Genomic DNA, 24,796 nt, shown 5'->3' with positions numbered 1-24,796 from the left:
CCAAATCGGACGACCATTAGTCTCGTCACCCGGCCACCATGAGCCCAGGACATGCGGAAGGAATGTTGTGATCTCTCACTCACCGTCCGCCGTCGTCCTGATGCTCCCCGGTGGGACCGACACGAGTCGGGAGCCGTTCTCCTGGCGTTCACCGTCGGCGCTGCGCATGTATCCCTTCACCGCGAGCATCGCCCTGCGCCATCCGCTCCGCGTCCACGTTCGCCAGGTCTCCTACGCCCTCTACGGCTGGAACGGTGACGAGGCGAGCCCGCTGCGGCAGGCGTGGGACGCCCTCGACCGTGCGACCGCGGCGGCGCCGGGTGTGCCCGTGCACCTCGTCGGACACTCGATGGGCGGGCGCGTCGCCGCGCACCTCGCCGCGGACCCGCGTGTCCACGGGCTCCTGGCGCTCGCGCCCTGGTGGCAGCACGCCGACTGGCGTCACATCCGTCCCGGGGTGCGGGTGGTGGCGATGCACGGGACAGCGGACACCCGCACCTACGCGTCCCGGACGGCGAAAGGCATCGACGAGCTGCGCTCCCGCGGACAGGACGCGACCTACATCCCCGTCCCCGACGGTGGGCACGCCATGCTCGACCACGTCGGGTGGTGGCAGCGCGAGGCGTTGTCCTTCGTCTCGCGGGCGGTCTCGTCGTGAACCCGGGCTGGACCTACGTCCCCCACACCGGCGGATCACTGTTCGACGTCCGCCTGCTGCACGGCTGGTTCCCGATCGCGATCTCGGTGATCACCGCGCTGCTGGTGCTTGCCGCGGTGATCCGGCGATCCAAGCGGTGGGGTGTCATCTGGCTGCCGATCGGAGCGCTCGCCGGGGCCATCGCCGCGGTCACCGTGTTCGGCGTGCTCGACGCCCGCGGACTCGAACCGGGATCGGCGCCCGCTGCGTTCTGGACGTGGATAGTCGTCGCGGTCGGCCTGCTCGTCGCGGCGATCGTCGGGGTGCGTACCGCCCGCTGGTGGCAGAACGGCGTCACCGCTGTCGCCGTGCTGCTGAGCGTGTTCTGTCTGGCGCTGAGCCTGAACCAGTGGTCGGGCTACTACCCCACCTTCACCCGTGCGTGGGCCGGCATCTCCGACGAGCCACTGCCCCGCGAGACGACGCTCGATCGACTGAACACGTTCCGCAACTCGACGTCCGCGGCGAAGGAGGGCCGCATCGTCGCGATCGATGTGCCGCACGGCCGCAGCGGGTTCCGGGCGCGTACCGAGTACGTCTACCTGCCCCCCGCCTGGTTCACCGGCGCACAGCCACCGCGTCTGCCGGCGGTGATGATGATCGGCGGCGTCATCAACACACCCGAGGACTGGGTGCGCAGCGGTGACGCGTTGCAGACGGTCGACGCCTACGCGCGCGACCATCGCGGTGTCGCACCGATTCTCGTGCTGCCGGACCCCTCGGGGAATCTCACCACCGACACCGAGTGCGTGGACGGCCCCCGCGGCAACGTCGACACCCACCTCGTCGACGAGGTGCGCCCCTACGTCGTCCAGCGTTTCGGCGCCTCCCCCGCGGCACGGAACTGGGCGGTCGTGGGGTGGTCGATGGGTGGCACCTGCGCGATCGACCTGGTGGCCCGCCATCCCGACGACTTCGCGACCTTCGTCGACATCTCCGGCGACATCGGACCGAACACCGGCGACAAGCAGACGACCATCAAGACCTTGTTCGGCAACGACGAGGAGGCATGGAACCGCTTCGATCCCACGACGGTGATGCTGCGCCACGGCCCGTACCGGGATGTCGCGGGGTGGTTCGTCTCCGAGGGACGTCGCGGGCGCGACGGCACGCTCCACTCACCGCAGATCACCGCGGCGACGAAGCTCGCGCAGGTGGCGCGTCTCGAGGGGATCACGACCACCGAGCGGTACGAGGCCGGCACGCACACATGGTCGTTCGGCGCGCAGGCCTGGGGTCAGGTCATCGCCTGGCTCCACGAACGCATCGACGACCCCGTCATCTGACGGGGTCGTCGAAGAGTCCGACTGCTCGGACCGGACCGGGTGTGTCCGGTCCGGGTCCGGGACAGATCAGTCCGGCACAGATCAGTCCGGGATGGGTCAGTCGGGGATGTAGTCGAACGTGTCGGGGTTCGGGCCGGTGCGGCCGTCCTCACCCTTGTCGAGGCCGTCGAGCGTCGCGACGTCGTCGGCGGTGAGTTCGAAGTCGAAGATGTCGAAGTTGTCCTTGACGCGGCTTTCGGTCACCGACTTCGGGAACACGATGTTGTCGTGCTGGATGTGCCAACGCAGCACCACCTGCGCGGTCGACTTGCCGACGCGCTCGGCGATCTCGGAGATCGCGGCGTCGTCGAGCACCTTGCCCTGGGCGATCGGCGACCACGCCTCGGTCGCGATGCCGTGGTCCTTGCCGTAGGCGCGTGCGGTGCCGTTGGCGAAGTACGGGTGCACCTCGATCTGGTTCACGGCCGGCACCACGTCGGTCTCCTTCGCGAGCCGGTCGAGGTGGTCGGGCTGGAAGTTGGACACGCCGATGGACGTGGCGCGCCCCTCCTTCTGGAACTCGATCAGCGTTTGCCACGTCGACACGTAGTCACCGTCGTACCGGGTGGGCAGCGGCCAGTGGATGAGGAACAGGTCCACATGGTCGAGCCCGAGCTTCTCGAGGCTCTCGTCGAACGCCTTGCGCGCGTCGTCGGGTCGGTGGAAGCCGTTGTTGAGCTTGGTGGTGACCCAGATGTCGTCGCGGGCGATGCCACTGTCCCGGATGCCCTGCCCGACCTCGCGCTCGTTGTTGTACATCTCGGCGGTGTCGATGTGCCGGTAGCCGGTCTCCAGCGCGAGGCGCGTGGCCTTCGCGGTGTCCTCGGGCTCGATCTGGAACACACCGAATCCCAGCTGCGGGATGCTGCGGCCGTCGTTGAGGGTCAGGTTCGGGACAGTTGCCATGAGGCGTCCTCCTGCGTCGATCGCTCGGCCCGACTCTCGGGCCCACGGGTAGGTCCAACACGACCCGCCGGGGGTGGCATTCCACACCCGGCAGGGTCGGCTCGCCTATCCCGCGAGTCGCGACGCCTCGTCCTGCGTCGCCCCCCACCGCTGATAGTCGATCGCCGAGCCGAGGTCGAGCGCGACCCACCGTCCGCCGTCGTACCGGAACAGCACACGAGCCGGCTGGGTCTCCGGCGGCGCGGAACGCCCCGTGGCGAACGGACCGGCGCACCGGATGTCGCTGAACGACACCGGTTTCGCCATGCGCCCGTAGATCTCGGTGGGCTGCACCGCCTCCAGCAGCGCAGCGGGGGTCGCCAGCGCGCAGTCGACGTCGGCGGCCGGGGCGGACTGCTCCTCGGTGACGGTCGCCGTCGCTGTGGCGGGTGGCACGACCGGTGTCAACCGCTGCCGGTCCGGCTCCCCCGGTGGGAACATCCGCCTGCACTGGTTCCGTCGGAGTCGGCTCCGATGACGTCACCGACCCGGATGCAGACGCACTGCTCGAGGCGACGCCGTCGGCGGAGTCGTCCGAGGACGAGCACCCGGTGAGCGCCACCATGGCGGCGGCGAGCGGAAGGACTGCGGCGACACGGCGCATCGGGTGACCCTTTGTTCGGCAAACGGATTCGCGTGACCGGTTCGTTGTGTTTGCCGTGACCGCCGTAACGGCGCCGACGGGGATACGTGCGTTCGCACGACATGCCCCTACGACGAGAGCCGCCCACCTGCACTGGTGCAGGTGGGCGGCTCTGGGGTGGAGCTGCCGGGAATCGAACCCGGGTCCTTCGTCGTGTCAGCAGGGCTTCTCCGTGCGCAGTCCGCTATGCCTCTACTCGGATCTCCTGGTCACACGGACGAGCCAGGATGACGATCCCAGTCGCTGTTGGTTGTCCCGTCCGACTCCGCGACCGAGCCGGACGGTGAGCCCCCTTGATGATGCCGGTACCCGGGGCGGGAGCACACCCGGGCCGACAGACTCACACTCGCTCAGGCGGCGAGTGCGAAGTCGCGCTGATTGGAATCGGCGCTTAATTGGTTGCTATGACGCTTACGGTGGTCTCTAGCCTGCACCGGCACGCTTCCCCTACATCGACGCACGCAGTCGAAACCGTTCAGCCCCGTTGTAGGACCCACCGCGCTGACGCGGCAGGCAAGACAGTCTAACAAGCGACGACCGAGAGATCATTCCCGTTTCGCGGCTCAGTCTGCTCCCGGCGCCGATCCTGCGTGGGTGTCAGCCCATCCCCTTGACCCGGCGACCGATCTCGCGGATCACGTCACGGCGGGCGTCGCGCTCGGCGATGTCGCGGCGCTTGTCGTGCGCCTGCTTGCCGCGGGCGAGGGCCAGCTCGACCTTCACCTTGCCGTCGCTGAAGTACATCGACAGCGGCACCAGCGTCACGTTCTGCGTCTGCATGACGCCGATGAGCCCGTCGATCTCCTTGCGGTGCATCAACAGCTTCCGGTTGCGCCGCGGGGCGTGGTTGGTCCAGCTGCCGCTGCCGTACTCGCCGATGTGCAGGCCTCGCAGCCACACCTCGCCGTCGTCGATGGTGGCGAAGGCGTCGACGAGGGACGCCTTGCCGTCGCGCAGCGCCTTCACCTCGGTGCCCACCAGCGCGATGCCCGCCTCGTAGACGTCGAGGATCGTGTAGAGGTGGCGCGCCTTGCGGTTGGTCGCGATGGCCTTGCGGCCCTTCTCCTTCACCACGGTGCACCTCCTCCTGTCGCGATCTCGACTCCGGGGTCGTCCCCGGGTCGACGGTCCAGCCTACGCAGCGCCGGACCGCACCGGCGAATCCTTTAGCATCCGGTGCGTGCCCGACCGTCTCCCGCTCCCCCCGCCGCGCGTCGCCACCCCGGACGACGCGGCCGCGATCGTCGACCTCCGCGACGGGCTGGCGCGCTGGCTCGCCGCGACCGGCGTGAACCAGTGGCAGGAGGGCGAGATCACCGTCCCGCAGGTCGCCGACGGGGCGCGTCGGGGTGAATGGCATGTCGCCGAGCTCGACGGCGAGGTGGTCGCGTGCGTGCGGCTGTCGTGGTCGGACCCGGACTTCTGGGGCGACGACGACGCGCCTGCCGGGTACGTGCACGGGCTGATGGTCCGCCGCGACCACGCCGGCCACGGGTGGGGGCGGGCGCTGATCGAGTGGGCCGCCGACGCGACAACAGCGGCCGGGTACGACCTCCTGCGCCTGGACACCGCGGCGCACAACACGACGATGGTCGACTACTACCGGTCGCTGGGTTTCACCGTGCTGCGCGAGGCGGATCTACCCGCGCAGTTCGGTCGCGACATGCGGATCGTGCTGTTCGAGCGGCCGCTCGACGACGGTCGTGCCTGACGGACCCGGTCAGATCCGCACGTAGAACCGCAGGGTCGCGTAGCCGGTGACGGTCGCGAGGCCGAGCCCCGCCAGCAGCAGCCACGGCGAGACGAAGACCACGTCGCCCATGGTGATCCGCGCGAGGATGTTCACCCCGTAGAGGTCACCGAGCGCGCGGTCGAAGAACAGCACCTTCGCCGCGAACAGCCCCGCGATGGCGATCACCGAGCCGATCACCGCGGACACGACCGCCTCCAACAGGAACGGCAGCTGGGTGTACCAGCGCGTCGCACCCACCAGACGCATGATGCCGACCTCGGTACGCCGCGTGTACGCGGCGATCTGCACCGTGTTCGCGATGAGCAGGACGGCCGCGAACGCGAGGACGAGGGCGACGGTGAACGCGGCGTTGCGGGCACCGTCGAGGACGCTGAAGATGCGTTTCACCAGCTCCCGCTGGTCGAGCACACCGTCGATGCCCGGGGCGGTGCGGAACTCGTCGAGCACGGGCCCGAACCGGTTCGCGTCGGAGACCCGGACCTTGAACGACGCGGGCAGGGTGTTCTCGCGGATCATCGAGGCCAGGTCGGGATCATTGGCGAACGTCTTCGTCTTCGCGTCCCGGAAGGCCGCCGCGCGGTCGATGTACTGCACCGACTCCACCCCGTCGGTCTTCTCGATGCGGGTGCGCAGCGCGGCACACGGGTCGGCCCGGCACTCCGGATCGGCGTCGGCCACCTGGTCGGAGACGAAGAACTGCATCTCGACGCGGTCGAGGAAGATGTCGCGGCTCTTGTCGGCCATCTGCACCACCAGCAACCCGCCACCGAACATCGCCAGCGTGATGGCCGTGGTCAGCACCATCGCGGCGAACATGGTGATGTTGCGTCGGAGACCGTTGAGGACCTCGCTGACGATGAAACTCGCGCGCATCAGCCGACCCCGTAGACGCCGCGCTGGTCGTCGCGGACGAGTCGCCCGAGGTCGAACTCGAGGACCCGGCGCCGCATGGCGTCGACGATGTGGCGGTCGTGGGTGGCCATCACGACGGTGGTCCCCCGCCGGTTGACGCGGTCGAGCACGTCCACGATCTCCTCACTGGTGGTCGGGTCGAGGTTGCCGGTCGGCTCGTCGGCCAGCAGCAGCAGCGGCCGGTTCGCGATGGCGCGGGCGATCGCGACGCGCTGCATCTCGCCGCCCGACAGCTCCGTCGGCATGCGATCGGCCTTGCCGGCGAGCCCGACGTACTCGAGCACCTCGGGCACCACCTTCTCGATCGTGGTCCGGGGCTTTCCGATCACCTCGAGGGCGAACGCGACGTTGTCGGCGACGGACTTCTGCTGCAGCAGCCGGAAGTCCTGGAACACGCATCCGATGGACTGCCGCAGGAGCGGTACACGGCGGCTTGGCAACTTCGTGACGTGGAACTGACCCACGTGGATGTCGCCGGCGGTGGGCTTGTCCTCCTTCAGCAGAAGGCGGAAGAACGTCGACTTGCCCGACCCGGAGGGGCCGATCAGAAAGGCGAACTCACCCTTCTCGACCTCCAACGACAGCCCCTGCAGCGCCGGTCTCCCCGAGTTCTTGTACTTCATCGTGACGTTGTCGAGGCTGATCACGGCGGCCAGTGTAGCCACGGCGGGACCGGGCCCCCGGGACCCCGACGCCGCCCGCGCGCGTCACCGGGCGGGCGCGGTGGTGGGTGTCTGACCGGGGAACTGCAGGCCAGGGATGGTGGGGAACTGCAGCCCGCCGGTGGTCGTCGTCGGAGCGGTCTCGGTCTGACCGGTGCCCGGTTCGGTGCCGGTGGTCGTCGGTTCCGTCGAGGTGACCGACGGCGTCGTGGAGGTCGAGCGTCGCGTCGACGAGTACGTGGTCTCGGGGACGTACTCCTCGGTGGTGCTCGGCGTCGTGCGGGGAACGACGCTGGTCGCGGCCTTCTCGGCGTCCACGGACGCGTAGTGGTCGACCCGTTGTCCGTAGAGGGCCAGCAGCCCGACGAACAGCAGGACCATCACCGCGGTCGTGGTGCGGACGCGACCGCCGAACAGGTGTCGCGGGATGCGCGCCCACCACGAGCGCTTCGGCTCGGCGTCGGGGGTGTGCTCTGTTCCGGTCGGGTTCTCGTCGCGGCTCATGAGGTCTGCCTCGAGGTCTCGGGGTCGGAGGTGCGGTCGGGGTCGGTACGGGCCTCACCCACCCCGGACGGGGTCATCGCCCCGGTCTCGATCCGCTCGCCCTGCGCGAGCGCGATGCCGGCGCGACCGAACGAGCGGACGATGCGGGCGCGCAGGTCTCGGCTGACCTCGAACTGCTTGCCCGGCAGGGTGCGCGCGACCATGCGGACGGTGAGGTTGTCGAGTTCGACGTCGGTGACACCCATCGACGACGGCTCGTCGAGGAGCAGGGGCCGCATCCGCGGGTCGGCGAAGGTCTGCTGCCCCACCGTGCTGAGCAGGTCGTTCACCCGGCCCATGTCCGCACCGACGGGCAACGGGATGTCGACGACGGAGCGGGCCCAGTCCTTGGACAGGTTGATCGCCTTGACGATCTGGCCGTTCGGGACCGTGATCACCTCGCCGTCGGACGAGCGGATCTTGGTGATGCGCAGGGTGACGTCCTCGACGGTGCCCTTGGCGGTCTCGGTGGACCCGACCACCGCGAGCTCGACGACGTCACCGAAGCCGTACTGCTTCTCGGTGATGATGAAGAACCCGGCGAGCAGGTCCTGCACCACGCGCTGGGCACCGAAACCGAGTGCGGCACCGAGGACGGTCGCGGGTGCGACGAAGCCGGTGATCGGGACGCCCAGCGCCTTGATGATGTTGAACGCCGCGATGATGTAGACGATCACGATCGCCACCCAGGCGATCACCTGCGCCAGGGAGTGACGGTGCTTGGCGGTCTCCGACCGCACGAGCTCGTCGTTCTCCTGGAAGCTGCGGTCGATGCGGGTCGTGATGCGTGACGTCACCCACTGGATGAAGCGGGTCAGGATCAGCGCACCCAGGACGAACAGGACGATCTGCAGACCCTGCAGCGACAGCGCGCGGATCAGTCGGTCGGTGCCGGGCGGGGATCCGACCGCGAGGAACAGGACGTCGTGCACGGGTCTCCTCTCGGTTCGGTGTGGATCAGTTCTCGGCCATCGGTTTCTGGGCCGTTGGTCAGTTCTGGGCCGTCGGTCAGCTCTGGGCCGTGGCCATCCGCCAGCGGATGCCCGACTCGATGAAGCCGTCGATGTCGCCGTCGAGCACGGCCGACGGGTTGTTGACCTCGTACTCGGTCCGCAGGTCCTTCACCATCTGATACGGGTGCAGCACGTAGGAGCGCATCTGGTTGCCCCAGCTGGAACCACCGTCGCCCTTGAGGGCGTCCATCTCGGCGCGCTCCTCCTTGCGCTTGACCTCCAGCAGCTTGGCCTGCAGCACCTTCATCGCCGCGACCTTGTTCTGCAGCTGGCTCTTCTCGTTCTGACAGGTGACGACGATGCCGGTCGGGATGTGGGTCAGACGCACGGCCGAGTCGGTCGTGTTGACCGACTGCCCGCCGGGACCCGACGAGCGGTACACGTCGACCCGCAGGTCGTTCTCGTCGATGTCGATGTGGTCGGTGGTCTCCACGACGGGCAGGACCTCCACCTCGGCGAACGACGTCTGGCGGCGGCCCTGGTTGTCGAACGGGCTGATCCGGACGAGGCGGTGGGTGCCCATCTCGACCGAGAGGGTGCCGTACATGTAGGGGGCCTTCACCGCGAAGGTCGCCGACTTCAGGCCCGCCTCCTCGGCGTAGGAGGTGTCGTAGACCTCGACGCCGTACTGGTGCTTCTCCGCCCAGCGGATGTACATGCGCATGAGCATCTCCGCCCAGTCGGCGGCGTCGACGCCGCCCGCGCCCGAGCGGATGTTGACCAGCGCGTCACGCTGGTCGTACTCACCCGCGAGCATCGTCTTGACCTCCATCGCCTCGATGTCGGCGCGGAGCGAGGCGCGCTCGGCGTCGGCGTCGGCGATGCCGGCGGTCTGGGCGTCACCCTCCTCGTCCTCGGCGAGCTCGTAGAGGACGGGCAGGTCGTCGAGACGGCTGCGGAGCTCGGTCACGCGCCGGAACTCGGTCTGCGCATGGGACAGCTCGCTGGTCACCTTCTGCGCGTTGTCCTGGTCGTTCCAGAGCTCGGGGTCGGCCGCCTCGTGCTCGAGCTCGTCGATGCGTCGACGGAGCTCCTCGAGGTCGATGACCTTCTCCACCGTGGTCAGGGTGGTGTCGAGGTTCTCGATGTCGGTCGCGACGTCAGGCTGCACGGTGGACCAGGCTACTGGTTCCGCCCGCCGTGTCCGTCCTGTGGCGGGGTCGCGCGGGTCACGCCGCCGGCGGGACCTGCAGTGATCCGAAGCGCCAGCTGGTCTCGGCCTTGCCCGGCCTGTAGACGACGGGGATGTCGGTGCCGATCTTCGGCCACGGGTTGTCGGCACCGAGCACGAGATGCCCGTAGACGTCGGTCGGCGCGGTGTCGGGGCCGATGATGGTGCCCGAGACGGTGCAGAACATGTCGCCGTTCTTGTCGCCCTGCTCCGCGGGGTCGGACACACCGGTGACGGTGAGCGTGCCCTCGACGAAGCCGGCTGTCCCGCCCCCGAACAGACCGCCGCCGCCCGCGGCCGCGCCGCCACCTGCGCGGCGACCGCGCTGCCACTGCAGGACGAGAACCACCAGCAGGGCGGCGAACATGATCGTGAACGCGATGGAGAGCACCGCGGACCTCCTCTCGCACGCCCGGATCAGCGTGTCTTCTACCGTACCGGGCATGCCTTCGACCTCGGATGACCTGCGGCTCGCACTGGAGCTGGCGGACCTGGCCGACTCCCTGACCCTCCCGAGGTTCGGTGCGATCGACCTCCGCGTCGACGACAAACCCGATCTCACCCCGGTCTCCGACGCCGACCTCGAGACCGAGCGACGCCTGCGTGACGTGCTCGGCGCGCAACGTCCCGACGATGCCGTCCTGGGCGAGGAGTTCGGCGGCGATGCGGTCCTGCAGGGACGTCAGTGGGTCATCGACCCGATCGACGGCACCAAGAACTTCGTCCGCGGCGTGCCGGTGTGGGCGACGCTCATCTCGCTCGTCGTCGACGGCACGCCGACGGTCGGTGTCGTGTCGGCGCCGGCTCTGCGACGTCGATGGTGGGCCGGTGCCGGTGAGGGCGCCCACGCCCGCGGGATCGACGGCGTGGCGCGCCCGATCGCGGTGTCGGGTGTCGCGCAGGTGTCGTCGGCGAGCCTGTCGTTCGCGAGTCTGAGTGGTTGGGCCGAGCGCGGGCTGCGGGAGCGGTTCCTCGATCTCACCGACGCCGTGTGGCGCGTCCGCGGCTACGGCGACTTCTTCCACTACTGCCTCGTAGCCGAGGGCGCGGTCGACATCGCCGTCGAGCCGGAGGTGTCGCTGTGGGACCTCGCGGCGGTCGATGTCCTCGTCCGCGAGGCGGGCGGGCAGTTCACCGCACTCGACGGGACACCCGGACCACACGGCGGGAGCGCTGTCGCCACCAACGGGCACCTCCACGCCGGGGTCCTGGAGGCGCTGCGCGCCTGATCCGGGATCGACCCGCGCCCGTCACGCGAACCCGCGTCGAGCACGGCGCGGGTTCGCGTGTTCGCCGCGGATCGCCGACCGCTCCCCCGGCGGGTGGTCCGTGACTAGGCTCGGATCATGCGCGTCACACACTTCGGCCACTCCTGCATCCTCGTCGAGATCGACGGCACCACAGTCCTGTTCGACCCGGGTGTCTTCTCCGACGGTTTCGCCGGGATCACCGGACTCGACGCCATCCTGATCACGCATCAGCACTTCGACCACGTCGACGTCGACCGCCTCCCCGACCTCGTCGCCGCCAACCCCGACGCCGTCCTCTACGCCGACCCGCAGACCACCGAGCAGCTCAACGGTGACGACGTGGCCGGGACGTGGACGGCGGCGCAACCGGGCGACGAGTTCGCGATCGGCTCGGTCACCGCGCGGATCCGCGGCGGCAAGCACGCGATCATCCACCCGGACATCCCCCAGATCGACAACGTCGCCTACCTGCTCGGTGACGACGCGACCCCCGGCAAGCTCATGCACCCGGGCGACGCGTTGTTCGTCCCCGAGGAGCACATCGACGTCCTCGCGATCCCCACCGCCGCACCGTGGATGAAGCTGAGCGAGGGCGCCGACTTCCTGCGGGCCGTCGGACCGCGCGCTGCATTCCCGATCCACGAGGCCGTCCTGTCCGACGGCGGTCGGGGCGCGTACCTGTCGATGCTGGAGGGACTGAAGGGGTCCGACACCGACTGGCGCACGCTCGACAAGGAGAACGCGCTCGAGGTCTGAGCGATCAGGTGACGGCAGGGAACCAGCCGATCCCGGCGGCCGCGTCGACCGCGCGCACGATGCCGTAGACCACCCACACCGCGGCTACGGAGTAGACCACACGACTGCGCGCGACGGCGGCGAGGACGCCGATCCGGGCCGGCGCCACGAGTGCCAGCACCGCGGCCGCGACGGTCATCGCCACGACGGCGGTGAAGCTGATCGGCCCGAAGGCGTTGTCGGAGAACGCCGACGCGACATCACCGTGCGCGACGGCCACCCAGCTCCGCGTCAGACCACACCCCGGGCACGGCAGTCCGGTCACGAGCCGGAACGGGCACAGGACCGGCCCGTTTCCCACGACGCTCGTCGGGATCACGGCCGCCGCCACGACCGCCCCGGCCCCGACCGCCGCGGCGAGAGCGGTCGTCCGCACCGATCCACGCGGCGCGGATCGCGTCTCGGCGGTGGTCACCGCAGGGGCACACCGTTCGAGTCGGGGACCTTGCGCAGCAGGATCAGGATGAAGTCGATCAGCGCCCACACGCCGAACCCGCCGCAGGTGATGAGCTTGAGGATCCCGAGGCCGGTGTAGCCGAGCCAGAAACGGTCGATGCCCAGGCCGCCGAGGAAGAACGAGATGATCACGGTGGTCAGCCAGTCCTTGTCGGAGAACAGGCCGGGCACCTGCGTGACCGGGAACCAGGTGCTCGTGGCGGTCCGCACCTGGGTCTCGGCGCGGACCTGACCGGACCGGACCAACCCGGCCAGATCGTGGTAGCCCATCGGGCCCCACTCCTGCCCCATCACGGCGGCGTAGAACGTGTCGTTCTGCGGCCCCGCCGGCGGGCCCTGCTTGTCCATCGGGGGGAATGTCATGGCGGTGAGATTAGGCGATCGGACCAGGTCATGGGGCCGGACAACGGGTGTTGGACACTGCGTCCACCTGGGGGGTGACATCGTCCTTACCACTCGGTAAGATAGAACTTACCGATCAGTAAGATCACGGGTGCACCGGCACCCGCCCAGCCCGACAACCCCACACCGAACCGTTAGGTGACACATGTCCACTCACACCGAGCCCCGCGACACGTCCGCGGTGGGCAAGGCCGCACCCAAGCAGAACGCCATCGGCGTCGCCATGCGCGTGCTCAGCACGATCACCGGATCGGACCTGGCCGAGCGTCTCGGCCTGCGTGAGCCGATCAACCGCGTGGCGTTCCAGGGAACCAAGTCCGGCTTCCAGACCCTCGGCGCCGCGAGCCGCGCCTTCAAGTCGGTGCAGGGTGGCGGGCAGCCCAAGCGTCTGAGCACCGCGGGCAAGGACTACTTCAACCTCCGGGCCGACGACGAGCAGCAGATGATCGCCGACACGGCCAAGGAGTTCGCCGAGGAGATCGTGCGCCCGGCAGCCCACGACGCCGACGAGGCCGCCGTCGCCCCGGCCGAGCTGCTGACCCGCTTCGCCGAGCTCGGCATCACGACCATCAACGTCCCCGAGGAGTTCGACGGGGCCGCCTCCGAGCGCGGCGTGGTCACCAACGGGCTCGTCGCCGAGGCACTGGCCTACGGCGACATGGGCCTCGCGCTCCCGCTGCTGGCCCCGAGCGGCGTCGCGTCGACGCTCACCCAGTTCGGCAGTGACGCCCAGCAGAAGACCTACCTGCCGGACTACGCCGGCGAGCAGGTCCCGCAGTCCGCCGTGGTCATCGCGGAGCCGCGTGCACTGTTCGACGCGTTCTCGCTGCAGACCCGCGCGACCCGCACCCCGAGCGGCTACAAGCTCGACGGCGTGAAGTCCTTCGCCCCCGCGGCCGGGTCGTCGGAGCTGTTCGTCGTCGGCGCCGTGCTCGACGGTCGCCCGGCGCTGTTCATCGTCGAGTCCGACTCCGAGGGCCTCATCGTCGAGGCCGACCCCGGCATGGGCGTGCGCGCCGCCGGGATGGGTCGCCTGCTGCTGAACAACGTGCGCGTCCCCAAGTCCGGACTCCTCGGCGAGGAGGAGGGCGACGCCGCGTTCGCCGCCTACCGCGACGTCGTGCGTCTGTCCCGCCTGGGCTGGGCGTCGCTCGCGGTCGGCACCTCGCAGGCCGTCCTCGACTACGTGGTGCCCTACGTCAACGATCGCGTCGCGTTCGGCGAGCCCGTCTCGAACCGTCAGGGTGTCGCGTTCCCCGTCGCCGTGATGGCGACCGAACTCGACGGCCTGCGTCTGGTCACCCAGCGCGGCACCTCGCGTGCCGAGCAGGGTCTGTCGTTCGCCCGTGAGGCCGCTCTCGCCCGGAAGCTCGTGTCCGACAAGGGCATGCAGATCGGTTCCGACGGCGTGCAGCTGCTCGGTGGACACGGCTTCACCAAGGAGCATCCCGTCGAGCGCTGGTACCGCGACCTGCGTGCCGCCAGCATCGGCGAGGGCATCGTCGTCCTCTGACCCTCCGCACACCACTCCTTCCTCGAAAAGAGAGACATCATGGCCATCAACCTCGAGCTCCCCAAGAAGCTCCTGGTCACCGTCGACCAGGCACACCAGGCGGCGTCCAACATCTTCCGTCCCGTCTCGCGCAAGTACGACCAGCGTGAGCACGACTACCCGGTCGAGCTCGACACGCTCGCCAGCCTGTACGACGGGCTGTCGGAGGCCGGGCAGGCCGGCGCGGGTGCCGACGGCGGTCGCAAGCAGCCGCAGAAGGAACTGCCCGCGGGCGCCGTCGCCAACGGCGGCAACATGCAGGCCTGCCTCAACGTCCTCGAGACGTCCTGGGGCGACGTGGGTCTCGTGCTGAGCATGCCCTTCCAGGGCCTCGGCAACGCCGCCATCTCCGCGGTCGCCACCGACGAGCAGCTCAAGAGCTTCGGCAAGGTGTGGGCCGCCATGGCCATCACCGAGCCCGGGTTCGGTTCCGACTCGGCGGCGGTCTCGACCACCGCCGTGCTCGACGGCGACGAGTACGTCATCAACGGCGAGAAGATCTACGTGACCGCCGGCTCGCGGGCCACCCACATCGTGGTGTGGGCGACCGTCGACAAGAGCGCCGGACGCGCCGCCATCAAGAGCTTCGTCGTCCCCCGCGAGCACCCGGGCGTCACCGTCGAGCGCCTCGAGCACAAGCTCGGCATCAAGGTGTCCGACACCGCGGCGATCCGCTTCGAGAACTGCCGGATCCCCAAGGAGAACCTGCTGGGGTCGCCCGAGGTGGACACCAAGAAGGGCTTCGGCGGCGTCATGCAGACGTTCGACAACACGCGTCCGATGGTGGCCGCGATGGCCGTCGGCGTGACTCGTGCTGCGCTGGAGGAGATCCGTCGTCTGCTGGAGGAGGCCGGTGTCGAGATCGACTACGACAAGCCCGCGCAGAGCCAGCACGCCGCCGCCGCGGAGTTCATCCGTCTCGAGTCCGACTTCGAGGCCGCCTACCTGTTGATGCTGCGCGCCGCGTGGATGGCCGACAACAAGGAGCCGAACTCCAAGGAGGCGTCGATGTCGAAGGCCAAGGCCGGACGCACCGTCGTCGACGTGACCACCCGCGCGGTCGAGATGGCAGGCACTCTCGGCTACTCCGAGCACCTGCTGCTGGAGAAGTGGGCCCGCGACTCGAAGATCCTCGACATCTTCGAGGGCACCCAGCAGATCCAGAACCTGGTGATCGCGCGTCGCGTGCTGAACAAGACGAGCGCCGAGCTGAAGTGATCGACGCGCTGTACTGAGCGCTCGCACGACGACGGCGGCGGGCCCGGACCCTTTCGGGGGGTGTTCGGGTCCGCCGCCGTCGTCGTCGTCGTGTCAGGCTGCCGAGAGGGCGTCCTCCGGTGGCACGTCCGCGGTCGGGACGGGCGCGGTGCGCGCCGGCTGCGTGATTGCCATCAGCGCCATCCCGGCGAGCAACAGGCCGGTGGACACCCAGAAGGTGGCCCGCACCCCGGCGGTGAAGACGTCTGCGGCGGATCCGGTGGCGCCTGCGGTGGCTGCGCCGAAGACCGACACGAGGACGGCGAGACCGAGCGCGCCGCCGAGCTGCTGGACGGCGCTCACCATGCCCGACGCGGCTCCGGCGTCCTCGGGGTGGACGTCGCGCAGGGCGGCCGTCGTCAGGGAGAAGAACGCAAGTCCCCCACCGAATCCGACGAGGACCATCGCACCGACGAAGTCGGCGTAGCCGGACGACGGGCCGATCGTGGTGAGCCATCCCGTACCGGCCGCGGCGAGCGCGAACCCCACCATCAGCAACGGGCGTGGCCCGATCCGCGACGAGGCCCACCGGGCGGACAGCTGCGTCGCGGTCAGGGTCGCCATCGTCATCGGGAGGTAGGCCAGACCGGTGGTCAGCGCACCGAAGCCGAGGACGTCCTGCATGAACTGGGTCAGGAAGAACATCATGCCCATGAACCCGGCGACCATGAGCAGACGTCCGGCGTAGGCGGACGACCGGCCGAGGTCGGCGAAGATCCGCAGCGGCGTGATCGGTTGCGCAGCATGCCTTTCGGCGACGACGAAGCCGCCCAGGGCGATGACACCGACGACGATGGGCGCCAGGGTCGACGGCGCCGACCACCCCGCTTCCGCGGCCCGGACCAGTCCGAAGACCAGGGCGCCGACGCCACCGGTGGACAGCACCGCGCCGGCGAGGTCGAAGGGACGGCGCTCCCTCGCGGTGGCCGGCAGCGCGATCGCACCGGCCACGAGCACCGCGACACCGATGGGCACGTTCACGAACATGACCCACCGCCACGTCAACCACTGGACCAGCATCCCGCCGACGACCAGACCGATCGAGAAGCCGCCGAGGGAGACCGCGGTGAACAGCCCGAGCGCGCGGGCCCGATCCGCCGGCTGCGGGAACCGGGTCATGAGCAGGGCGAGCGCTGCGGGTGCGGCGACGGCCGCGCCGACCCCCTGCACCGCGCGGGCGGCGAGCAACACCGCGCCGTCGGTGGCGACGCCGCCGGCTGCCGACGCGACGGCGAACACGGCGACACCGGTCAGGAAGGTCCTGCGGCGCCCGAGGATGTCGCCCATGCGGGCGCCGAGCAGCAGCAGGCCGCCGAAGGAGAGTGTGTACGCGTTGAGGACCCACGACAGAGAGGCGGACGAGAAGCCCAGTGCGCGTTCTATGTCGGGCAGTGCGACGTTCACGATGGTGGCGTCGACCACCACCATGAGTTGGCATCCCAGCACTGCGGCGAGCACCAGGGACGAGGAGGGACGAAACGACATGAGGTCTCCCAGAGATGGACGGGTAGACTCGGACCGAGAAACGGAAGCTTCCTCCGGATACGATACGGAGGCTTCCTCCGCTTCGCAACCGATCGGAGGTGCGGTGCCGTGACCACGCCGGACGCCGATGTGCAGACCCGTCGCGCACCCCGCGCCGACGCCGTCCGCAACCGCGCGCGCATCGTGACCGCCGCCCGGGAACTCTTCGCCTCCGACGGGATCGACGTGGCGCTGGAACGCGTGGCCGAGACCGCCGGGGTCGGGATCGGCACCCTCTACCGGAACTTCGCCAGCCGCGAGGCCCTCGTGGAGGAGGCCTACCGCGCCCAGAGCCAGGAGATCGTGGACGCGGGTCACCGGTTCGCCGAGACCCTCCCGCCCGACGAGGCGCTCGCGGCCCTGCTCGGTGAGTACCTCCGGACCGCGGCGGCAAAGCGCGGCATGAAAGAGGTCATCCTCGCCCAGCTCGGCGCCGACGCCCCCGTCTTCCGTGACGTGCGCGGGGCGACGCGGGAGATGATCGGGCGCATCCTCGACGCCGGTCGCGCGGCGGGTCGGATCCGCGACGACGTCGACCCCGAGACCGTGTCCCGCCTCATCGGCGGGCTGTCGATGACCGCGGCGCCCGGGGACGACCCGGCCGTGACCGCGACGATGGTGGCGGTGGTCGTCGACGGTCTGCGCCCCCCGCGGACCTAGTCCGCGGACGTGTCCGGGGCCACAGAAACCACGTGTCCCCTGTCACGCCGGCGGTCACGTCGTTCGCCTTGCTCGTGATCACGACACGCCGTAGTGCGCTGCGACAACACCACTTTCAGACGCCGTGATCCAGCCGTGATCTGTTCGTGATCACCGCGTTCGCCGATGTGACTACCCCATGTGTCGGTTCGTAGTGTCGCCGACGGTTCGCGACCGACCCGGGTGACCACCCGGACGACACGGTTGCGACGACCGTCCGCGACACGGTGGACGGGAGAGACACACAAGCCGGTCGGGGGCGCCGAAGAGGCGTTCGAGACGGCATGGAGGTACTCACATGAGCACCACACTGAAGAAGCTCGCACTGCGCGCCGGCATGACCGGCGTCCTCGCCGCCGCCCCGCTGGGCGTCCTGGCGGGCACCGCACACGCCGAGGGCGGCCACAACTGGGACGCCGTCGCCCAGTGCGAGAGCGGTGGCAACTGGGCCATCGACACCGGCAACGGCTTCTCGGGCGGCCTGCAGTTCACGCAGAGCACCTGGCAGGCCAACGGCGGCACCGGTACCCCGGCCGCCGCGAGCCGCGAGGAGCAGATCCGCGTCGCGGAGAACGTCCTGGCGTCGCAGGGCATCGGCGCGTGGCCGGTGTGCGGGTCGAACCTCTACAGCTGACCCGCTGTCCCGGCGACACGTCGGGACGCCCGTCCGTCCGAACCCGGCACCGCACGGCGGTGCCGGGTTCGGTCATCTGTCAGGCACAATGTGTGCACCTGAAAGTTTTCCGTGTCGGAACGCAGTTGGTTTACGTACGGTAGATATTGTCAATCACGACCGCGCTCCTGGACGGACGGCGGGAGAGGGTGGAAACCGTGGAGAACACACGCCGCGCGACAGTCGCGCGGGGAACCGGGCGAGATGTCCTGCTGGACGCGACGCTACGACTGATCGGCGACCGCGGCCTGCACGCGATCACCCTGCGTGAGGTCGCCGGTGCGGCCGGGCTGTCGCTGGGGTCGACGACGTATCACTTCGCCGACCGCGACGCGTTGCTCATCGCCGCGCTGAGCCGTTTCGCCGACACGGTCTCCGACCACTGCGACAAGGCGATCGACCGCAGTGCGTACGAGGGCAAGTCGGGCCGCGACATCATGCGCGACGTCTTCGCCGAGATGGGCACCTTCTACTGCGAGACCACCTGGATGCTCGCCCAGCTCGAGACCTACACCGAGGCCGCCCGCAGCACCGAGGTCGCGGCCGTCTCCGAGCGCGTGCTCGACGCCTACCGCCGGCTGCTGACCCATGCGTTCACCGCCGCGGGTCTCCCCGCCGACGACGTGCCCGCCCGTGTGAGCCGTGTGCTCACCTACGCCGACGGACTCGCCCTGCAGAGCGCGGCGAAGGGCACGCCGTGCACCCTGGCCGACGACGCGTCCGCCGTCATCTGGATGCTGGCGACGACCTCGGTCTGACGACCCGCCGAGGCGCCGCGCGCCATCCCGGCCGTCAGAACGCGACGCGCGTGATGGTCTCGGCCACCAGTGAGGGCTTCGCGGCGTCGCGCACCGTGATCGCCTGCGTGACCACCATCTCGGTGGTGCCGTCGGGGAGTTCCTTCGCCGACGAGAGCGTCGCGGTGAGCTGCACGTCGGATCCCACGAGGACCGGCGCGGGGAAGCGCACCTTGTTCGAGCCGTAGTTGACGGCCAGTTTCGCGTTCTCGATCGTGTAGACCTGCCACGCGAGCATCGGCACCAGCGACAGCGTCAGGTACCCGTGTGCGATCGGCCCGCCGAACGGGCTCTCGGCCGTCGCGCGCTCCACGTCGACGTGGATCCACTGATGATCACCGGTGGCCTCGGCGAACTGGTTCACCCTCTCCTGGGTGATGGTGAGCCACTCGCTCGACCCGAGTTCCTCTCCGGCGGCCGCGAGGATGTCTGCTGACGATGTGAAGACGCGCATGGGTGAAACGTACGTCACGACTCACTTGCGGGCGTACGGACCCAACGGCCCCTGCGCCCTGCTGTACACGTTCTTGTCGACCCGTCCGGGCACCCCGGGGATCAGCGCGGAATCGGTGAACTGCCAGAACGTCCACGACGTCCACCCGCCGGGCAGGGGGCCGGGTGCGGAGCGGCCGGTGAAGTCGGCGATCCACAGCGGATAGCGGGTGAACTGGGTCGTGTTCGCCATGGCGGTCCGCCAGAACGCCGGATAGGTGTAGATGATCGGGGTGCGCCCCGTGAGGGCGGACACGGTGTCGAGGTACTGGTGCGTCCAGGCGATCAGCGCCGACGGCGGCAGGCCCCCGCTCTTCTCGAGGTCGAGCACCGGCGGCAGGTCCCCATACCCGTTGATACCGAGCGTGACCGCCGCGAACAGCGCTGCCTGTGGCGCAGCCGGGAGCGACGGGTCGGCGTAGTGGTACGTCCCGCGCGCGACGTCGGCGAGACGCATGCCCACGGAGTCCGGGACGAACCACGGGTTCACGTACGACAGGCCCTCCGTCGCCTTGACCATGGCGAAGTCCTGACCCGACCGCTTCACGGCGAACCAGTCGACGAGGGCGTTGCCCGGGTGCTGCCAGGAGGACACATCGGGGCCGGTCTCCGCCTGCGCCGGACTGCACGTCATCGCGAGGGCAGCGACCACCCCGAGAACGGCGACGGCGACACGCCGTGTGGGTCGTTGACAGCGGGGAGCAACCATGGCAGTGACAGTAGGGGCTCGCGAGTTCCGAGGTACAGGTGTTACCGACCATTCACAGGAGATGCACGTGACGGAGCAGTCCCCGTGGGACCAGAGTTACTGGGACGCCAAGTACGCCGACAGCGACCGCGTCTGGAGCGGGGACCCCAACGGGACCCTCGTCGACGAGGTGTCCGGGGTGGCGCCGGGGCGCGCCCTCGATCTCGGCTGCGGTGAGGGCGACGACGCCCGGTGGCTCGCCGCGCGGGGCTGGACCGTGACCGCCGTCGACATCTCGCAGGTGGCCGTCGACCGCGCACGCGCCGTCGAGGGCGATGCCGCGATCACCTGGCTGCGATCGGACATCGTCGCCGACGGCGTGCCGCCGGGACCGTTCGACCTGGTCTCGATGATGTACTTCCCGATCCAGAAGCCCGCAGGGGCGGCCGCGGTGGCAGCGGTCCTCGATGCCGTCGAGCCGGGCGGGATCCTGCTCGTGGTGGGTCACGAGACCTACCCCGTCGACGACATCCACACCCCGGCCGACATCGCCGCGCTCCTCGATCCGGCAGCGTGGGAGATCGTCACCCACGAGACGCGCGCCCGCCGGCACTCCGGCAAGGGCGGCGGCGGGCACCACAGCCACGACGTCGTCGTGGTGGCGCGGCGTCGGGCCTGACCCGCTCCTCCCCGCCCTCCCGGTCCCTGGTGGGGACGTCCGGGGTCAGCGAACGGGCGTGGTGGTCACCACGGACGAGTCCGAGGGGTCCGCGCTCTGTGACGCATCCGAGGCCGACGGGGTCGACTCCGAGGGCGCGACGCCGGAGCTGCCCGGTGCCGAGGCGTCCACGGAACCGGGCACCGTCGCGGTGGTGGTCGCCGGTGCCTGCACGGCCGACGAGGCGGCGGCCGGGGCCGACGACGCGGAACTGGTGGCCGTCGGGGCCGCCGACGACGAGCTGCTCGACGACGTCGTCGTCCTGGCTCCGATCTGTGCGGCCTGCAGCACCACCGTCTTCTGCGTGACCGGCGGCGACGAGCGCAGCGCGTTGACGACGGTCTCGCGACCCTCGGTGAGGCCGCGACCCCAGTTCTCCCAGGTGTGACCGCCGAAGTTCGGCAGCGACACCACCGAGACACCCTGCTGGGCGGCCTGCAGCTGGAACAGCACCGTCGAGACAGCCGCGAGAGCCTCCAGCAGGATCGCCGAGATGCGGTCCTGTGGTGCGAGCTTGGCCATCTCGGTCGGGCTGAGGAACGCGTTGCCCGACGAGACGACCAGCACCTGGCCGTTCTCCTTCAGCTTCGCGAGGTTCTTCGACGGGTCGTTCGCGGCCCACTGGGCACTGCCGGGAGGGCCCCACATGTTCACGATGCCGTTGGTGTAGTTCGACACCATCGTCTGGGTGGCGAACACACCGAGCGCGCCGAGCGGGTTGTCGGTCTGGTAGTACCCGGACATCGCCTGCACCACCTTGAACTGCTCGGGGTGCTTCTCGGCGAGGGTGACCGCCGGGCCCGCCGACATCGACAGCCCGACGATGGCGTTGTTGTTCGGCGACACCCCGAACTGCTGCTGCAGATACGCCGGCAGCTCGGAGGTCAGGAACGTCTCCTGCTTGATGGGGGTGTTCTTGTCACCCGCGCCACCGTTCCAGTCGGTGTAGAACGACGACGCCCCACCGACCGGCATGACCAGCGTGGTGTTGGTGGAGCCGTCGTAGATCCTCGACGCCTGCACGTCGGTCGTCCACGCCGACCGCGCGTCACTCGCCCGCATCCCGTCGAGGAGATAGACGCCGCGGGTGCTGTCGTTGGAGGCGCGGATCTGGACGATGACCGTCTTCTTCTGCGACGGCGAGTACACCGGGCAGTTCTGCACGAAGTTGCCCGAGACGTCCCAGGTGCAGCCGGCACGCAGTACCTCGGGATGTCCGACGAGCGCCTGCGCCCGGTTCTGGTTCGAGAAGTACGCCGTCGCGACGAAGACCGCGAGGGACAGCACAGCAGCGATGGCGACGGCGCGCAGGACATGCACGCGCCTCGACCCGGTCGGTGGTTCCAGCACGGTCCACTGCGGTGATCCCGGGACGGCGAGCGGCATGGGTGTTCCCTTCGACGGACTCCCCGTGACGTCGGTCCGGCGGCGTGAACCGTTACGTGTTCGTCCACACCGGCTTGTCGCCGTCCCGCAGCGCGGCCATGCCGAGCAGCAGATCCTGCGAGAACGTCATGGCGTCGACAGCCGTGCTGGGCCGGCGCGTGGCCTCCACCGGATCGGCGATCCCAGCGACCGCCGACCGCGACCGCAGCGACTGCCGGACCGCGAAGGGCGAGTTCTCGACGACGGACTCGGCGAGCTCCCGCGCCGCCGTCAGGTGATCACCGACGCCGACGACGCGGTTGACCAGGCCTGCCCGCAGCGCCGCGTCGGCGTCGAGCACCCGCGACGCGATCGTCATCTCGGTGGCGAGGCGTTCCCCCACGATGCGCGGCAACCGGACGAGGCCCCCGTCCTCGGCGATCAGTCCGGTGGACACCTGCCCCAGGGCGAACGTCGCGTCCCGGGCGGCGACGACGAGATGGCACGCCAGCACCAGTTCCAGACCGGCGTCGTGGGCGGCACCGGCGACGGCGGCGATGATCGGCTTGTCGAGGGTGCGGGCCGTGATCCCGGCGACGCCGGTGGGCGGGGTGACCGCCGTGGAGCCCCACCCCACCTCATCCATGTCGACACCGACGCAGAAGTCGTCGCCGGCGCCGTGGACGATCGCCACCCACAGGTCGGTGTCGGCGAGGAACGCCGACACCACCTCGTCGAGTTCGGCGTGCGCCGCCTGCGACAGCGCGTTGCCGACGTCGGGTCGGTGCAGCTCGATCTCGCACACATGTCCCGACCGCCGGACGCGGACGTGCTCGAAGGTGCGGTCGAGCGACGGGATCGTCGACGGGTGCAGCCGATCCATCGCCGCCCGCGACGTGGCGACGTGGTTGCAGGGGTGGACGTGGCGCGCGTACACGGTCGTGCCGACGGGATCGTCGGTGCCGTCGTCGCCGGTCAGTCGATCCAGCAGCGCGTGGTCCTCGTCGCACACGGTGGCCAGGAAACGGCGGCCCGCGAGGTCCCGGCAGACGCAGGTGGCCACGCGAGCGCCGCGGCGCCCGTGGTGGACCGTCCACGTCTCGACGGTGGCCGGACCATGCGCGTGGCGGACCGTCGCGGGACCCTCGACGGTGTCGAGAGCGTCCTGGACGGCTGCGCTCTCGTCCGGTGTCCACGGCCGCGGGGTCGTCGAGTACACGCCCACCGAGTACTTGCTCAGCTGACCGCCGTTGGCGGCGACGAGTCCGACGCTGCCGGGCGTGGCGCGGGCGCGCCGGACGATCCCGGCGATGGCGTGGGTCGAGTAGTTGCTGCCCGCACCCCCGAAGTACGGGAGACCGCCGGTGACCGTGAGACCCCGCGGGTCGTCGGCGGCCAGGCCGAACGCGTCGGTGACCGTCCACACCGCGACCGGGAAGCAGCTGTAGAGGTCGAAGGCGTCCACGTCGTCGACCGTCACGTCGGCGAGCTCGAGGGCGTGGCGGACCGCGGCGACGGCGGCCGGGCCCCGGGACAGATCCGGGCGCTCCAGCAGCGGACGCTCACGCAGATCGGCGTGTCCGTGGAGGAACACCCACCGCGCCGGGTCGATGCCGAGACGCCGGGCGGCGCCGACGGAGGTCATCACGCACGCCGCGCCCTGGTTGATCTGGTCGCGGGCGACGAGGAAACGCAGATACGGGTCCGCGACCGGCCGGTTGCGCTCAGTCCGCGTGGCCAGTTCGTCGACGGATCGCTGCGTGGGCGCCGCACTGTGCGGGTTGTCCGCGGCGACGGCGCTGAACGGGGCGAACAGCTCCGCCATCGACTGCATGTACCGCTCGCGATCGAGGCCGAGCCGGTGGCGGCGCGCGTTCTCCAGCATCCCGTACTGCGCCGGCGCGTTGGTGAGCCCGTGCAGGACGTTGTCGCGGGTGTTCACCAGGTGCGTCCCGCGGCCGCGGTCCTCGGTCGGCCCGGCGTCGACGGTCTCGGTGAAGTCCGGCCGCGCGTCGGCGGGCGTGGCGTCGCTCGCCAGATGCCGTGTGGTGGAGGTGACGTCGGCGCCGAAGACGACCGCGACCTCGGCGGCGCCCGCGGCGATGCGCCCGCACATCTCGGTGACGAGGGACTGGGGGGTCTGGCCACCGAGCGCGTCGTAGACGACGCGCCGCGGCTCGGCGCCGATGCGGCGCAACACCGCCCACGGATAGTTGGTCGGTGCGCCCAGGGGCGTCGCGAACCCCATGCCCTCGAACGACCGCGTCATGGCCGCGTCGTCGATGGCCGCGATCAGGGGCGCGAGCTGTGCGCCGGTGTCCTGGAGCGCCGCGGTGAGCGCGTCCGCGGCCATCTGCGCCTCCGACCGCGCGGCGTAGTCGGGGTCGTCGATACGTTCCGACGCCTCCCCCACACCGACCAGGACCGGGGTGCGGGGGTCGAGATCGTCGCTGGTCATCGCTTC

At 69.9% G+C, this 24,796-nt stretch carries 27 protein-coding genes and 1 other RNA gene; 11 read left to right on the top strand and 17 right to left on the bottom strand.

Going from position 1 to position 24,796, the window contains the following annotated elements:
* Window positions 1–100: 100 nt before the first annotated feature.
* Both LX14_RS13230 and LX14_RS13225 read left to right on the top strand, forming a co-directional pair.
* A complete protein-coding gene (locus LX14_RS13230; RefSeq protein ID WP_253648015.1) occupies window positions 101–658 on the top strand; it encodes an alpha/beta hydrolase in 558 nt (185 codons plus the stop codon).
* A complete protein-coding gene (locus tag LX14_RS13225; protein ID WP_253647634.1) occupies window positions 655–1,983 on the top strand; it encodes an alpha/beta hydrolase in 1,329 nt (442 codons plus the stop codon). The genes LX14_RS13230 and LX14_RS13225 overlap by 4 nt, the downstream gene beginning before the upstream one ends.
* A gap of 96 nt (window positions 1,984–2,079) precedes the next feature.
* Here the strand turns inward: LX14_RS13225 and LX14_RS13220 are convergent, their stop codons facing one another.
* From LX14_RS13220 to smpB, 4 genes are all read right to left on the bottom strand, one after another.
* On the bottom strand, window positions 2,080–2,928 hold the full coding sequence (locus LX14_RS13220) for an aldo/keto reductase (RefSeq protein ID WP_253647633.1): 849 nt from the start codon (window positions 2,926–2,928) through the stop codon (window positions 2,080–2,082).
* Window positions 2,929–3,033: 105 nt separating this feature from the next.
* Window positions 3,034–3,363, bottom strand: coding sequence for a hypothetical protein (locus tag LX14_RS13215; RefSeq protein ID WP_253647632.1), 330 nt, complete (start codon window positions 3,361–3,363; stop codon window positions 3,034–3,036).
* A gap of 362 nt (window positions 3,364–3,725) precedes the next feature.
* Window positions 3,726–4,093: a transfer-messenger RNA gene (ssrA, locus tag LX14_RS13210) on the bottom strand.
* Window positions 4,094–4,207: 114 nt separating this feature from the next.
* Window positions 4,208–4,681, bottom strand: a complete 474-nt coding sequence (gene smpB / locus LX14_RS13205) for an SsrA-binding protein SmpB (protein WP_253648014.1) — start codon at window positions 4,679–4,681, stop codon at window positions 4,208–4,210.
* A 109-nt stretch (window positions 4,682–4,790) separates the two neighbouring features.
* On the opposite strand from smpB, the gene LX14_RS13200 reads away from it, so the two are divergent.
* On the top strand, window positions 4,791–5,321 hold the full coding sequence (locus LX14_RS13200; RefSeq protein WP_253647631.1) for a GNAT family N-acetyltransferase: 531 nt from the start codon (window positions 4,791–4,793) through the stop codon (window positions 5,319–5,321).
* Window positions 5,322–5,330: 9 nt separating this feature from the next.
* On the opposite strand, the gene ftsX is transcribed toward LX14_RS13200, so the two are convergent.
* From ftsX to LX14_RS13170, 6 genes are all read right to left on the bottom strand, one after another.
* The gene (gene ftsX / locus LX14_RS13195) at window positions 5,331–6,236 is read right to left on the bottom strand and encodes a permease-like cell division protein FtsX (RefSeq protein ID WP_253647630.1); all 906 of its coding nucleotides are present in this window, start codon (window positions 6,234–6,236) and stop codon (window positions 5,331–5,333) included.
* On the bottom strand, window positions 6,236–6,922 hold the full coding sequence (gene ftsE / locus LX14_RS13190) for a cell division ATP-binding protein FtsE (RefSeq protein ID WP_253647629.1): 687 nt from the start codon (window positions 6,920–6,922) through the stop codon (window positions 6,236–6,238). Before ftsE ends, ftsX begins: the two co-directional genes overlap by 1 nt.
* Window positions 6,923–6,982: 60 nt before the next feature.
* Entirely contained in the window at window positions 6,983–7,441 is a 459-nt protein-coding gene (locus LX14_RS13185; protein ID WP_253647628.1) for an Rv3103c transmembrane domain-containing protein, read from the bottom strand.
* Complete coding sequence (locus LX14_RS13180; protein WP_372505333.1) at window positions 7,438–8,412, bottom strand: mechanosensitive ion channel family protein; 975 nt, start codon at window positions 8,410–8,412, stop codon at window positions 7,438–7,440. The genes LX14_RS13185 and LX14_RS13180 overlap by 4 nt, the downstream gene beginning before the upstream one ends.
* Before the next feature lie 76 nt (window positions 8,413–8,488).
* The gene (gene prfB / locus LX14_RS13175; protein WP_253647627.1) at window positions 8,489–9,604 is read right to left on the bottom strand and encodes a peptide chain release factor 2; all 1,116 of its coding nucleotides are present in this window, start codon (window positions 9,602–9,604) and stop codon (window positions 8,489–8,491) included.
* A 58-nt stretch (window positions 9,605–9,662) separates the two neighbouring features.
* Window positions 9,663–10,109: a hypothetical protein gene (locus LX14_RS13170; RefSeq protein ID WP_253647626.1), complete on the bottom strand. Its 447-nt coding sequence runs from the start codon at window positions 10,107–10,109 to the stop codon at window positions 9,663–9,665.
* Here LX14_RS13170 and hisN point away from each other — a divergent pair.
* Window positions 10,108–10,893: a histidinol-phosphatase gene (gene hisN / locus LX14_RS13165; RefSeq protein ID WP_253647625.1), complete on the top strand. Its 786-nt coding sequence runs from the start codon at window positions 10,108–10,110 to the stop codon at window positions 10,891–10,893. The two genes, LX14_RS13170 and hisN, sit on opposite strands and share 2 nt — an antisense overlap.
* Window positions 10,894–11,010: 117 nt before the next feature.
* Window positions 11,011–11,670, top strand: a complete 660-nt coding sequence (locus LX14_RS13160; RefSeq protein WP_253647624.1) for an MBL fold metallo-hydrolase — start codon at window positions 11,011–11,013, stop codon at window positions 11,668–11,670.
* A gap of 4 nt (window positions 11,671–11,674) precedes the next feature.
* On the opposite strand, the gene LX14_RS13155 is transcribed toward LX14_RS13160, so the two are convergent.
* Window positions 11,675–12,124, bottom strand: a complete 450-nt coding sequence (locus LX14_RS13155; protein ID WP_253647623.1) for a DUF2752 domain-containing protein — start codon at window positions 12,122–12,124, stop codon at window positions 11,675–11,677.
* Window positions 12,121–12,528 carry a TM2 domain-containing protein gene (locus LX14_RS13150; RefSeq protein WP_253647622.1) on the bottom strand — a complete coding sequence of 136 codons (408 nt, stop codon included), beginning with the start codon at window positions 12,526–12,528 and terminating at the stop codon, window positions 12,121–12,123. The genes LX14_RS13155 and LX14_RS13150 overlap by 4 nt, the downstream gene beginning before the upstream one ends.
* A 184-nt stretch (window positions 12,529–12,712) precedes the next feature.
* Here LX14_RS13150 and LX14_RS13145 point away from each other — a divergent pair, with 184 nt between their 5' ends.
* Window positions 12,713–14,080 (top strand): acyl-CoA dehydrogenase family protein, encoded by a 1,368-nt coding sequence (locus LX14_RS13145; protein ID WP_253647621.1) that lies wholly within the window; start codon window positions 12,713–12,715, stop codon window positions 14,078–14,080.
* Between the two features lie 39 nt (window positions 14,081–14,119).
* Window positions 14,120–15,337, top strand: a complete 1,218-nt coding sequence (locus tag LX14_RS13140) for an acyl-CoA dehydrogenase family protein (RefSeq protein ID WP_253647620.1) — start codon at window positions 14,120–14,122, stop codon at window positions 15,335–15,337.
* A 93-nt stretch (window positions 15,338–15,430) separates the two neighbouring features.
* Here the strand turns inward: LX14_RS13140 and LX14_RS13135 are convergent, their stop codons facing one another.
* Entirely contained in the window at window positions 15,431–16,861 is a 1,431-nt protein-coding gene (locus tag LX14_RS13135) for an MFS transporter (RefSeq protein ID WP_253647619.1), read from the bottom strand.
* Between the two features lie 108 nt (window positions 16,862–16,969).
* Here LX14_RS13135 and LX14_RS13130 point away from each other — a divergent pair, with 108 nt between their 5' ends.
* From LX14_RS13130 to LX14_RS13120, 3 genes are all read left to right on the top strand, one after another.
* On the top strand, window positions 16,970–17,560 hold the full coding sequence (locus LX14_RS13130) for a TetR/AcrR family transcriptional regulator (RefSeq protein ID WP_253647618.1): 591 nt from the start codon (window positions 16,970–16,972) through the stop codon (window positions 17,558–17,560).
* Window positions 17,561–17,897: 337 nt separating this feature from the next.
* Complete coding sequence (locus LX14_RS13125) at window positions 17,898–18,233, top strand: transglycosylase family protein (RefSeq protein ID WP_253647617.1); 336 nt, start codon at window positions 17,898–17,900, stop codon at window positions 18,231–18,233.
* A gap of 197 nt (window positions 18,234–18,430) precedes the next feature.
* Window positions 18,431–19,030, top strand: coding sequence for a TetR/AcrR family transcriptional regulator (locus LX14_RS13120; protein WP_253647616.1), 600 nt, complete (start codon window positions 18,431–18,433; stop codon window positions 19,028–19,030).
* Window positions 19,031–19,064: 34 nt separating this feature from the next.
* On the opposite strand, the gene LX14_RS13115 is transcribed toward LX14_RS13120, so the two are convergent.
* Entirely contained in the window at window positions 19,065–19,523 is a 459-nt protein-coding gene (locus LX14_RS13115) for a MaoC family dehydratase (RefSeq protein ID WP_253647615.1), read from the bottom strand.
* Between the two features lie 21 nt (window positions 19,524–19,544).
* On the bottom strand, window positions 19,545–20,270 hold the full coding sequence (locus LX14_RS13110; protein WP_372505331.1) for a glycoside hydrolase family 25 protein: 726 nt from the start codon (window positions 20,268–20,270) through the stop codon (window positions 19,545–19,547).
* Window positions 20,271–20,331: 61 nt separating this feature from the next.
* Between LX14_RS13110 and LX14_RS13105 the strand changes: the two genes are divergently transcribed.
* Window positions 20,332–20,928 (top strand): class I SAM-dependent methyltransferase, encoded by a 597-nt coding sequence (locus tag LX14_RS13105; protein WP_301283205.1) that lies wholly within the window; start codon window positions 20,332–20,334, stop codon window positions 20,926–20,928.
* A 45-nt stretch (window positions 20,929–20,973) separates the two neighbouring features.
* Here LX14_RS13105 and LX14_RS13100 read toward each other — a convergent pair whose 3' ends face one another.
* Complete coding sequence (locus LX14_RS13100) at window positions 20,974–22,353, bottom strand: alpha/beta hydrolase (protein WP_253647613.1); 1,380 nt, start codon at window positions 22,351–22,353, stop codon at window positions 20,974–20,976.
* A 52-nt stretch (window positions 22,354–22,405) separates the two neighbouring features.
* Window positions 22,406–24,790 (bottom strand): enoyl-CoA hydratase-related protein, encoded by a 2,385-nt coding sequence (locus tag LX14_RS13095; RefSeq protein WP_253647612.1) that lies wholly within the window; start codon window positions 24,788–24,790, stop codon window positions 22,406–22,408.
* Between the last annotated feature and the right edge of the window lie 6 nt (window positions 24,791–24,796).

Source organism: Williamsia deligens (assembly GCF_024171765.1).
GTDB lineage: Bacteria > Actinomycetota > Actinomycetes > Mycobacteriales > Mycobacteriaceae > Williamsia_A > Williamsia_A deligens.
Note: the sequence above shows the minus strand (reverse complement) of the source record. Positions and strands in the feature narration are given on the sequence as shown.